Origin of the sequence: Vreelandella nanhaiensis (assembly GCF_003990185.1) — a bacterium.
In the GTDB taxonomy this organism is placed as follows: domain Bacteria; phylum Pseudomonadota; class Gammaproteobacteria; order Pseudomonadales; family Halomonadaceae; genus Vreelandella; species Vreelandella nanhaiensis.
In genome coordinates, this window is sequence record NZ_RZHF01000001.1 from 1 (window position 1) to 11,986 (window position 11,986).

An 11,986-nucleotide genomic window follows, 5' to 3' on the forward strand; every position below is an offset into this window, starting at 1 on the left:
TTGGGACGGTCTCCGCTCAAGCGGCGTTACCGCCAGAGGCAACACTGTATAAAAACCCCCAGTGCGGCTGCTGTGATGAATATGCGCGCCATCTTGAGAAACTTGGCGTAGACGTCACCATTATTGATGACGTCGAGCTGGGTGATATCAAGCAGCAGGCGGGCGTTCCCTATGGTCTGGGATCGTGCCATACCATCGAAATAGGCGAGTATTGGGTTGAAGGTCACCTTCCGATGGAAGCCGTAAAGGCGCTGTTTGAGCAACAGCCTAAAATAGATGGAATTGGTTTAGCAGGTATGCCGATTGGTACGCCAGGTATGCCAGGGCCACAAGACGGTCCTTACGATGTCTACGCGTTTACAGACTAGGAAGATGAGCAGTTTATGACCCTTTAATTGAGTGATCAAAGCTGGCCTGTTGGTTGCGGTGCTCTTTCGCTGACTCTAAAGCTTTTCATTTATAAAAATTCTACCGATTTCGCTTACGTCAACCATATTGTTTACGGCTCGAGAGTTTTCACATAGCCTCGGCCAAAAGCAGCCTATTATTTGCGTCTATCAAACTAATTAAAATTAGAGACAGTGCAAGTATTTCTCAGTAGTTGCGACCGAGGCATGGCCCAGTCGGTCGCGCACGTAGAGCAAGGCATAGGTCTGAGCCTTGGATTGCATCATTGAGTACAGCGTATGCGTGGGATTGGTGATGGCACTCAGGAGATCAATCGATTGATGCTTGCTTAGCACCCAAATTACGGTTCGTGGCGTCTTCAGCGTGACATCTGCGGTCGTACGTCTTCCTCCACTCGCACCGACGTGAGCGAGGAGGCCTGTAGGTTGCCTAACCATTACCGTTTTCATGGCATACGGAACAGTCATCACCCAACCACACTTGGTGCCATACCGATAGAATGCGCAAAGAAGTCGTAGCCGGGCATTCACCGTTGCTGCGGCAAGGCACCGCCCTCGGGGCTTAGGTTCCAGCCCCGGAACTCCGCGAATACCGTAGTTTCTCGGTCATTGCCCACATCACGCCAGTCAATAGCATTCACCTCACACCAGCCAAAGAACTGATACAACGCTTTCCGGCATGTTATCCACGACTTCCTGGATTGAACCCTGCCACGCTTGATCAGATGCGCTATACAAATGTCCAGGGCTTCCTCAGTAATCTTTCCCTCCCTAGATATAAGGATTGGAAAGCCGGTGTAATTTGGGTTTGAACTTGCTCGTGCTGGAGAAGAATCCATTCTGCGCTTCTACCAGGGTGTATCACTTTGGCAATCGGTAATCAGCCAAGCTGGCGCACGTACCAGGTGCCTATGATAATATCAGCAGTGGCCACGGTTGGTGCCATTATCAGCATGAGCCCGGTCAGTAACCTGGCTGACCTGTACCTCATCACTCTGCCTTTGGTCCCTAGTCTTTTTTGTTTGATTTTAGCCGTTTCTGATGGTCAGCTAACTGCTTGCGCAGATCCTCTTCGCGGGATAAAGCGATTGCCAGCTGTGTCCGGGTTTCTGAGTGCTCTTCCTGAATATTTGCCAACTCCTCAATCCGCTTAGTCGCTGTCTTCAGCTCGCTACGGGCGTCGCTGGAAGATGTCTTGATCTTGTCGAGATCGGTACGAAGCGTTGCGTTCTCGTCCTGCAGCTCACCGCTGCGCCTCATAACAGAGGCATTCTCCGCACGTAGGCTGGCATGTTCCTGCTGAAGAGAAGAGAGGTCTTCGTTGACGGCCTCGAGCGTTTTCTGGAGCTGCAATTCACGTTTACTAGAGGTTTCCAGTTCCCGTGTAGCGGCTTTAAGCTCGCTTTCAATTGTGGCCAACCGGGCGCTGCTATCGGCTTTCTCGTCTCGCAAGTGGTCGACCAACGTTTGTTGCCGTTGCGCTTCAACACGCATGGTTTCCAATTGCTGATTCTGGCGGGAGAGCTGGTCTTGTAAATCGGTAACTCGTCCCATAGCATCCGCTGCCCGCTGCCTTGCGGTGGCATTCTCCGTCACAAGCGTATGGATCTCCTCCGTCTGCTGCTCAATGCGCTGCCCATCCTGATGGCCGTGTTCACGCAAGGTTGCGATGCTGGCCTCTAGTCGCTCAATCTCGCGTAGCGCCTCATCTCGCTCTTCGTTGGCAGCTTTCTCGCGCTGTTCGGACTCTGCGCGTATCTTCTCGACTTCTTCATCAGCGTGCTGGCTAGCGGAGCGCCATAGTTCAGCTCCAACCCGCTCCAAGACAGTGCGGATCTCATTCGGCATTTCTCGCACAGCGATGGCATTGTCTTTTAGGCTATCGCGCCACTCACGCATGACCGGGGAAATATGCGACAGGGAGCCACCACCCAGGCATTCGCGCACCTGTTCATTGGTGGGCCTGTCGATGCCTTCGGATACCAGCTTCTCGGCAGCATCAATGATGCGTTGCCGTATTTCCGGCTTAATAGTCATGCCGGGCTATCTCCTAGTGTATGTATTGTATGTATGTATTATACATAAGATACATACATACAATATAGTCAACAGCTTCGCTGACCCTAAAAATAATGCTAGCGCAGCCTACTAGATGATCTGCTGTGCAACATTCCCACCTAAGAATGCAACCAGTGCAGGAAATCTATTGGGAAAGATCGTGCCAATGTTGAAAGCCATAGCTGTTGCGGGATCGGTGCAACATCCCCACCGCAGTGACTAAACACAAAAAAAAGCCTCCCGAGGGGGAGGCTGTTGAATGGTAAAGAAAAAAATCAAGCTGCCGCGGTTGCTGCAGTTGAGTCTTCTTCTCCGTCGATCAAACCGCACTGTTGTGCCATTTGCTCGATGAAGTTGACCGCCTTCTGCGCATCAGCCAGAGCACGGTCGATCTCTTTGGCCTGGTCACCTTTGAGCCGTGAAGCCCATCCAGTGAGGTAGGACGCCGAGTTTTCGGGGGTAGCAGGGAGACCAAAGCGCATGGCTGCAAGCCAGGCGCCAGCTTCTGCCACTACTTCCTCTCGAGCGCGATCGCTCTTGTCCCGGTTGAGGCGCGAGGGAGCACCAGTAGCATGGATCAGCTCATGCAGGCCGGTGGCCGCAATTTCACTAACCTCATGGAACTGTTCAGGACGGGGCAGGCGTATGCCATCCGTAGAGGGCCTGTAGTAGGCCTTGTCACCGCCCCAGCTTAAAGGGATGCCCGATGCTTCAATCAGCCGTGCAACGAACTGCACGGGCTCAGGTTGAGCTTCTAAGACAGGTGGCTTTGCAGCCTCTGTCAATGGGTCCGCCAGCTGCTCCTCGTTAAACACATAAAAGATACGGTTCACGGGGATGATTTTCTCCTCCGTTGTGCCGTTCTCCTTCTTCTCGCGCTTTTTGTGGAATTTCCAAAATTCCACGGGAGTGGCCTTTTCGCCCTTGCGGGGGTGAGTGCAGAGATCCTTCGCTTGCTTGAAAGTCACCCAGGCAGGGCTGGTGTAGCCGTTTTTATCTGAAGCAATCCAGAGACTGATGATATTTGACCAGCCAGTGTAAGAACGCCCTGAAGAGGCGTTATAGGGCTGGCTCACATCTTTGTCGCCTGGTTTCCAAGGCTTCTGCCAGGGGGCTGTGCCTTCCATCAAACCTTGTATGAGTGCTTCGCGGATACCATCGATTGCACGTTTGCTCATGATCTATCTCCTCTCTCATTCCTGCAGTAGTGCAGGTCTCAAGAAGGGATAGGGCGCTAGGTGACAGCCGGTGGGGGGTCAGTGCTTCCCCTAACTCTAATCGAGACCCGGCAGCGGGAATGAGAGAGGAGAGAATGATGAAGCACACCAACCAGTTGGATATGTTCGCAGTTAGTGAGGCGGCCAAAGTTTATAGTTTCCCTGGAAAGGGAACCGTAGAGACCGCAGAGCAGCGTAAAGAGAGTGAAGATGCTGTTATCTCAGAGGCACTGAACATCATCGAAGCACGGTTCTATGGTCAGCTTGAGAGTGAGGGTGCAAAGATAACGGCTCCTTGGATAGCGGTTGATTATCTGACGCTCAAGTATGCGGAACTGCCTTACGAAGTGTTCTCAGTGACGTGGCTGAACTCGCAACATCAAGTCATCAAGCATGAGGAGCTTTTTAGAGGCACCGTGGATAAGGCGGCTGTCTATCCTAGGGAAGTGGTTAGAAGTGCGATTGAAACGAATGCTTCCGCCGTATTGTTGTGTCACAACCATCCTAGCGGTAGTCCTCAAGAGAGTGATGCTGATCGTCAGATTACGAAGAAGCTACAAGAGGCTTTGGATGTGATCGACGTAAAGGTGATAGACCACATTATTGTGGCTGGCACCGAGCATGTCAGCTTTGCAGAGAGGGGGCTGATATAACTTCAACGGTTATGCCGTTTTCATGGCCTCACCAGCATTCCAGCTGGTGAGGCTTTTTTATGGGCTATCCTTTAATTGTTAAACCTGCTGTGATGTTGATACTGCTCTTCTAACGGCCCACAAAGAAACTCGGTGGCTTGGGGGGTGTTAGGAAAGGCTGGTTAATATAAAAAGGTTAAAGGGTTAAGGCTGGGTTAAAACAGGGTTACGAGCGAGTAAAGAAGCATCAAACCACTGAAAAGTATGCATTATCTTTCAAAAACCGATGCAACGTCCCCACCGCTTGCTATGCAACATTCCCACCGCTTGCTGTGCAACATCCCCACCTGGGGCTCAAAGTTATCCTCCTGATGTCCACAGAAAACGTCTTTTTGTCCACATTTTGGCTCATTTAGGCACCATCTGTGCAACATTCCCACCTGCAAGATTTAAGGCATGATAGGTTGACAGGATCGATTCGATTCGCTCTGCATCTCCTGTGCAATATACCCACCTACTATAGAGGGCTAAATTGCTGGTCAGAAAATAACCTGTGCAGTATCCCCACCGAAACGATGCAACATTCCCACCTATAAAACGCTACTTTTCCACAGGCTTACCCACAGTAAATGTGGATACGTTGATAGCTATCAGAGCACTTTTATACCGTTATCATTTGAAGCTGCTTAATATAGTGCCTTACCTTCTTTGTTGTCAAATTGTTACTGATCGACAATCCCCTGCCAGGGAGGAATGACACTTTTGAGCACGCTGGCCGTGCTTTAAAGACCTGTCGCGGGGGCTGATGGTGCAACGTTCCCACCTACGTTCTGTGAGCTACACTCTTGAATGCCTACTGTGATAGCAGTCTGCTTACAAGGGTGACTGGACGTTGGCTACGGTCATTGGCGCGGTGATTAAGGAGGTCTGGAAGCATCTATCTGTGCAACATTCCCCCTATTGAGCAAGGTGATCGAGAGGGTCTGGAATCGGCTATCTGTGCAACATTCCCCCCAATGATGGCACACGCTTGGACTGCAATGCGCGCCTCAATGGTTCCTGCAGCACAGCCCGTTAATTACGATCCTGGCTGGCTGGGGTTTGAAGGGCGACGAGTTGCCCATGTGTACATTATCCCCCTAAGCAGTAAAGGCCATCTAAATGCATTCAATGATCCAGACTTCACAAAAGGAAATAAGATAATATTATTTTAAAGTGATGTTTCGCTAATAGTATGTAAGTCTTTCTTTAACCGTATTGAGTTACTTTTGTAATTTGCTCTTTTAACAGTTTTGACAAATTTATCTGTAGGAAAGATTGTGTAGTAAATATCAACAAGTTTTTTCCCTTCCGTTATTCTCTTCGCTTTATAACTAGCTATAACCTCATGCTCAACGAGTACGTCTAGGGCAATTTTCATAGCCCGAACATTACTGCCCATGCGATCAGAAAGCCCGCGAGGGCTACCTGACAGGTAAGGAATAAGACGAGGCGTATAGGGATCGTTGGCTGATGCCTGGCTCCAGTAGTGACTCATTCGCTTATGCATGTACCGGGCAAGAGGGCTCTTAATCGACATCGAAGTGCTATAGTCATATAAACGGAAAGTTTGTTTAAGAATGCTCTCAGTTACTAAAGGGTTAAACTGTACATAGCATTTAGTATCGCCTTCACGCATCTGAATATCTTTTCGCGTGGTTAGGCCGACCATAGGAAAAAAGCTTGAGGAAATAACAGTTTCATTATCATTGGTGACCGTTTCAAGCTGTGCGCCACGGCATACAAGTATCGCCTCCTTTATCTCGCTGAGTTTGAACTCATGTTTGTTCCGGCGTAACTCAGCACGCAACTCGTAGAAAGTAAAAAGAACACCAACTTTACCATCGATCATGACGCTTCCGCCATTAACAGCCAGTTTTCTTAAAGCGTCTTCTATAATCTCTTCACGCTCACCAGGATAAACTAGCTCATGTTTGCCTTTACTATTCTCGATAATAGCTGGCTTAACTTTAACCTTTATAACGCGGTCGCCTATACGGCACTCGCGCTCTCTTACCGCGCTGTTAAGGTCTGTGAATCGACGACGCTTCTCCAGAGAATATTTAGGCAATGCATCGTAAATGTCGATGCTATTACTATAATTTCTGTCCCGGCTATCGCTCAGGCTGAATAGGTCAAGCTGAGGCGGCTTATTAACCGCAACTGCTTGTATGTCCTTGTCTTTATTGCTATCGCTGGCCATATCTAACCTCTGTCAGCCTACAGTAATAACCTGCTATTTCTCTTCGACAAGCCAAGAATCAACGACCTCGGCACCGTACTGATCCTTCCAAGCCCTCAGGGTTTTATGATTGCCACCTCTTGTTTCGACAATCTCCCTTTCATAAGGATTGCGATATACCTTTATCATTCGCTTCTTACGTATAGCCGGAGACTCGCTGACGCTTTTTTCAGTATTAACCAATTTAATAACGTCCAGGGCCGATTCATTATAATCAGCCATTAACATTTTTAAGCGGTTAAAAAAAGCACTTTCACGCTTGAAATCTTCTCGATTCTCAAACGATATAAGTTGTTCTCGAAGAGACTTCGATTGCTCCTGCAGCTGTTGGTATTCACGCAATATAGGCATGTGTTTCCAGACAAGGCAATGTGAAAGTGTGCAAAGCACATTTTGTAGCTAACTCGGCTGTATGTCAACGATATGAGACCGTTGGCAGTGGTCTAAAAGCTAGCGCAAAAATATCTCTCCAAGGATGTGTTTTTCCATTAAAAAATACCCTTATTTCGCAAAATCTACGGGTGATGGCCCTGCCAAAAGCCTAGATTTTGCGTACAGGCTTTCAGGAAATGGCTTTTACCTTGAGAAATAGAATATAGAACAATAACTTAGGGTGATATTTTCCGTTTTTGAGTGATCCTGTGTACACAGTTAAAAAGGCCGTAGTGCTGGCGCTTAGGTTCTCTACTTATTAAAATAGTTATTTAAGAAAGTAGAGAAGGGCAGCGAACCCGAGTAGGCTGTATCAGAGTCACATGAATAAGGCTGTGCTGAATGACTTGGAAGGCAATCTACAAAATTGCGGTAGTTACTTCATATGCTCAGATGGTCGTCAATAGCATTGCAGCTGATTTAGGTGGTCTTCACATATTGGTGCCAGGACGCTGCCCAGTCTGAAGCCAGGCACTAACCCTGATCAGGGGGAAAATCACAACCAAAAGGGAGCAATTGGATGTTTGATCACTTGATTATGCCACCCCGCGCAGGATATGCGGTCATCACTACCAACGATTTCATGGTCATTGTCCGTGATACGGGCGATATTGTTAGTGTCCTAGAGGACGCCGATGCAGTTCTTGAGCACTTGAGCTTAACGATCCCGGGCGGGCTGCGTCGCAAGCGAGTCTATGTCGAGTCCGCACCAAGCGCATCAGATTTTTACGAGGTGATGCATGAAAGCGGGGATTTGCTCGATATTGTTATGTGCTCTGCAGACCAGGCTGATTATTTGCAGCAACACATTGCCAGCTTAGAGGGGGGCCCCGGAAATGGCTGATTCACTAGCGATGATTCCTTATAACGTCACTGGGGGCCTTGCTGAAGCATCGAATTCTTTGACAGAGGCCAAGGGAAACCCCGCGCTCTCTTACCTTATGGGGCTTGGCTCCCGCCGTAGCCGGGTCACGATGCGATCTCACCTCCAGCAAGTTGCCTACCTTAGCGGCGGTCATGACATTAAGAGTTGTCCGTGGCATATGATCCGGCGCGAACATGTGCGCTCAATCATCGAGATGATGAGTGAACTGGGCAAGGCTCCATCCACTATTAATACTGCATTGTCTGCTATGAAAGGTGTGGCGCGTGAGGCTTGGGTTGCGGGTCGCATGGATAGTGAGAGCCACCATCAGATCAGCGATCTCAAGTCTGTCAGGGGCTCAAGGTTGCCGAAGGGCGTACACCTTGATGATGTAGCTATCCAAGCCCTTTGTTCCGCATGCGAAACAGACGAGACCCCCAAAGGGGAGAGAGATGCCGTGTTACTCCACTTACTGGTCAACACGGGGCTGCGTCGATCGGAGAGTGTATCCATAGACATCGAGATGATTGACCGCGGCCGGCAGTCGATCAGGATTCTGGGCAAAGGTAACAAGGAACGCCTCGTCTTTCTGCCCAATGAAACGTTCCTGAAAGTCATGGCATGGCAATCCCGGTTGGGGCGGGATGTCGGGCCTCTTTTCCCTAGAGTGCGCCGACATGGTGTGATTACTGATCTTCGTATTACTGACCAAGCTGTGTACTTCATCATAAAAGAAAGGGCCGTTCAGGCGGGCATTAAGGAGTGCGCGCCTCACGATTTTCGCCGCACCTTCGCTACGAATATGCTAGATCGAGGTGTCGACGTTCTCACGGTGCAATACGCTCTAGGCCATACCAACCTAGTCACCACACAACGCTATGACCGAAGTGCGGAAAGGCGCCTGGAGGAGGCGATGAAAAGAATATGAAACAACAGAGCAGTGCTTCACCCCAAGCTATGGGTGTCATCTAACAGTGACATAACGTTCAACACCAGCCACGATGGCCTAGCTGGAAAGATAACCGTGACGCTAACGCCAGGTCAGCTCGAGGTGTTCTGGAGCGATCCGGCTGCAGCTTTTGCCAGTGTCTATGGTATTACCCGGGGAGACTGCCTCGCCTGGCAAGCAGCCGGGTACATGGCGCAGTGTGCCGAGCTGACCACGAAGGGGTGGCAATGCAGGAACCCAGTCCATGGTGGCCATCCTGTAGCAACCCCAGATCGATGGGTAGCCATGCGCGGCAAATACAGCCTAATTCATCAGGAAGGGGTCAGCAAATGACTGGTCAGCGAGAAGTAAACGGTTTATGGAGCATCGGACCTCTCTACTCCCGTCACCCTGCGACCGACCCTCGAGATGTTTTCGTTGGTGGGAAGAACCCCAGCCAAGCGGAAAGTGATTTTGAGAATGGCATCGCTCGCATGGGTGGGTTTTGGCGCCAGCCATCTTATGTGGGGGCCTATCTGACTGCAGCCTCTTTGCTCGTTGAGCAAGGGCAGGCACGTGGTAGCTTCGATGAGATAGGATTACCAGCTTTTTATCTTCAGCGTCACGCTGCGGAGTTGATTCTTAAAAGGCTACTGCAGTGGTGTTTTGAGATTATTGAATGTCGGAACCAGATCAAACCTGGGCAGGCTATTATGATTACAAATCGGCATCGCCGTTCTCTAAATAATGAGCATGACCTGCGGAAAATTCTGAATAGTCTGAAAAAGGCAGCCAAGCTAGCCGATGAGAAAATTCCTCCAGAGTGCTTGGCACAGCTAGTTGAAACCATCAGCTCTGTGGAGGCTTCACCGCACTGGTCCCGCTACCGAGTTGATTCTCGCAGCACACAGAAGAAGCTATGGGAAACCACGGAGATAGTTATTCCAGTTGCAAGCCTTCAGACCCAATTGGATCTTGTCGCCAGTGACGTGCTGGCGCGTAGCCTTGAGCAGGAATGTTATGAAAACGAGCTGTATAGTACCTGGGCTGGATTGACGTCAGCCTTAGAGGGATCACAGTAGCCAGCTCAGTCAATCGGCTTGTCGGCTATTCATATCGTACATTGACAGTTCTCACGGGGTTCGTATGGCTGGTCGCCAAAACTGAAACCCTGTAATTTCCGACGCCATCTGATCAATGAATTGATCTGCTGAATTTGTCATGAATTCCGTAATTAACCAGTTCGATGTGCCGTAGAGATGTCTCTCTAGGCCATTAGGATCGTAACGGGCTAATTCGCTCAGCCGATGCATCGCAGCAAATATAATGGTAAGACCGTGGCGCTCAGATGGTGGGTTGCTGCTCAGATTTCGTTTGATGTACCACAAGTCGCGATTCCCAGAGATAGGAACTATGATCCGACGAGTCTTGCTGTGATATGTGCCTAGCCGCTTTTGCGGCCAAGAGTTTTTCAGCCTGTGGGGCTTTACCTCGCCACCAATTGAAGCGCTTTTTTCGGCGAATATATGTTCTACCGTCTTCAGTGAACCATTCAAAAGAGTGAGGGATATTTCTGAGCATCCGACCATCTGCATATCTGGGCGACACTTCAGCCTGGAACCAGCATTCACGAGCCTTGGGGTCTGGATGTTTTACGTAGCAAGCACTTTCTAACGGTATGAAGAGCTCTGGGGCCGACCTGAAGGTATGCAAGAATGCTCTATGCACAAAAGGTACATTCCAGAGTAAGTCTTTGAGGTTGTACTTTTCGGCGGTGTGCGTGACGGTGCTTTCGCCGAGATACGTACACAAAGCTGGCAAGATACCGCCAGACTTAAAAGTTATGGCCTCATTAGCCAAGCTAGCCTTGGCTTTTGCTGGCCTATCTCCGGTTACACCATGATTCTCTGCATGTGTGGCGCCTCGAACCACCAGAAGAGCTTTGGTTGCGTTCAAAAAAGAGTAATAAAGGGACAGTGGCGACGCTTCAACATCCATATACTTAGCGGCTTCATGGAACCTTCGTGCCTGTGACCAGAAGGATAGTGCCTCACTCTTATTCTGTCGCTTAAGCCAAAGCTCTACGAAGCTCCATGGATCTCTTGTGAGTACGCTCTCAGATGCGAAGTCAGGGTGGTTGATAGCTTTGTGCATCCATACCCGACGATTGCCAATTTTAATATTTTCTCCAAGCACTTTCGCTCCTTAAGAGGCTGTACTGCGGGATATTAGGCTAAAATCTGTAGTATGTTTGGTCGTCATCAGCCTTAGCGAGCCTTTTAAGGTAGTTTCGTTCTCATTCATTTATGATTTTAGCTTTCGCGGGCCTGTGAACCTCGTCAGTTTCTGGCTAAGCATCATGCCAGATGTTACACCCACCAAGCCAATCCCTGTTCTGATCGACCAGTCATGATCAAACTTTACTAGCAATAAACCTGTAAATAGCATGAGGCACATCACTACAATATTGCGATTCCAGTCAAGACGATATGGGCCGAGATCATGACAATGAAAATACTGCTCCTGACTGTCCTTGGCCATTCGAGCGAGATGAGCCTGCAGATCAAGAGTCCTATCGATTTCCTTCCGTGTTCTGGCTGGTCGATGAAGCCGGCGCTCGTAAATCGCCAATCGCACCATCTTTTCATCTGGTAGATGATCTATATTCTGCCAGCTCGTTGTCTTTACGCCGTAAGCATCAAGTATTTTCCTTGCAATGTTCGGACGCCGCAGTACCTGAATGTAGCGACCATCGAGCATTGCTAACCATTCGTCACGTTCATCGCTGGGCTCAATTATCGTAATTCGAGATGGAGCTGGATAATCAGCTTCCTGAACCCACGCTGCTATAGCCGGTTGATCATGCGATCGCATAAAAGCGACCCTGTGTTTTCCCTCATGAGCAATGAATATCCCAAGTGGCTTGTACCAGACATATAAGGCGTTATCCCTTGAGCCAAAGTAGGTCGCGTAGCGCTCGATCCTATTCACCACCTCCTCTGGTGGCACGTTCTCAGGATGCCCTTTGATGCTTGCCCCAATAACATGTTTTGGATCTACAAAGGCTCGATAAGCCTGTCCATTCTGGTCTTCCCAGTTTAAAAGGGTATCCGGAATTGAGTGTGGGAACAGATGATTTTCTCTCTCCCTCAATTCCGGTATCAAT

General features: G+C 49.4%; 10 protein-coding genes and 1 pseudogene. 5 read left to right on the forward strand and 6 right to left on the reverse strand.

Annotated elements, in window-relative coordinates; genetic code table 11:
• Positions 1-368, forward strand: a 368-nt coding sequence (locus tag ELY38_RS00005; protein WP_127059522.1) for a DUF411 domain-containing protein, incomplete at its 5' end; no start/stop codon positions are given.
• Between the two features lie 1,047 nt (positions 369-1,415).
• Here the strand turns inward: ELY38_RS00005 and ELY38_RS00015 are convergent.
• Entirely contained in the window at positions 1,416-2,444 is a 1,029-nt protein-coding gene (locus tag ELY38_RS00015; RefSeq protein WP_052703847.1) for a DNA-binding protein, read from the reverse strand.
• Positions 2,445-2,740: 296 nt separating this feature from the next.
• Positions 2,741-3,643, reverse strand: a complete 903-nt coding sequence (locus tag ELY38_RS00020; RefSeq protein WP_052703848.1) for an ArdC family protein — start codon at positions 3,641-3,643, stop codon at positions 2,741-2,743.
• Positions 3,644-3,780: 137 nt separating this feature from the next.
• On the opposite strand from ELY38_RS00020, the gene ELY38_RS00025 reads away from it, so the two are divergent.
• Positions 3,781-4,335, forward strand: coding sequence for a JAB domain-containing protein (locus tag ELY38_RS00025; RefSeq protein WP_035561717.1), 555 nt, complete (start codon positions 3,781-3,783; stop codon positions 4,333-4,335).
• A 1,189-nt stretch (positions 4,336-5,524) separates the two neighbouring features.
• Here the strand turns inward: ELY38_RS00025 and ELY38_RS00030 are convergent.
• Positions 5,525-6,556, reverse strand: a complete 1,032-nt coding sequence (locus ELY38_RS00030; RefSeq protein WP_035561720.1) for a hypothetical protein — start codon at positions 6,554-6,556, stop codon at positions 5,525-5,527.
• 33 nt (positions 6,557-6,589) lie between these two features.
• Entirely contained in the window at positions 6,590-6,946 is a 357-nt protein-coding gene (locus tag ELY38_RS00035; RefSeq protein WP_127059523.1) for a histone-like nucleoid-structuring protein, MvaT/MvaU family, read from the reverse strand.
• 601 nt (positions 6,947-7,547) lie between these two features.
• On the opposite strand from ELY38_RS00035, the gene ELY38_RS00040 reads away from it, so the two are divergent.
• From ELY38_RS00040 to ELY38_RS00050, 3 genes are all read left to right on the forward strand, one after another.
• Positions 7,548-7,871: a hypothetical protein gene (locus ELY38_RS00040; RefSeq protein WP_113270569.1), complete on the forward strand. Its 324-nt coding sequence runs from the start codon at positions 7,548-7,550 to the stop codon at positions 7,869-7,871.
• On the forward strand, positions 7,864-8,820 hold the full coding sequence (locus ELY38_RS00045; protein ID WP_113270570.1) for a tyrosine-type recombinase/integrase: 957 nt from the start codon (positions 7,864-7,866) through the stop codon (positions 8,818-8,820). Before ELY38_RS00040 ends, ELY38_RS00045 begins: the two co-directional genes overlap by 8 nt.
• Before the next feature lie 350 nt (positions 8,821-9,170).
• Positions 9,171-9,902 carry a hypothetical protein gene (locus ELY38_RS00050; protein ID WP_113270572.1) on the forward strand — a complete coding sequence of 244 codons (732 nt, stop codon included), beginning with the start codon at positions 9,171-9,173 and terminating at the stop codon, positions 9,900-9,902.
• 51 nt (positions 9,903-9,953) lie between these two features.
• On the opposite strand, the pseudogene ELY38_RS19240 reads toward ELY38_RS00050, so the two are convergent.
• A pseudogene (locus tag ELY38_RS19240) lies at positions 9,954-10,974 on the reverse strand (YaaC family protein).
• Positions 10,975-11,124: 150 nt separating this feature from the next.
• Positions 11,125-11,985: a hypothetical protein gene (locus ELY38_RS00060; protein ID WP_127059525.1), complete on the reverse strand. Its 861-nt coding sequence runs from the start codon at positions 11,983-11,985 to the stop codon at positions 11,125-11,127.
• Position 11,986 lies beyond the last annotated feature (1 nt).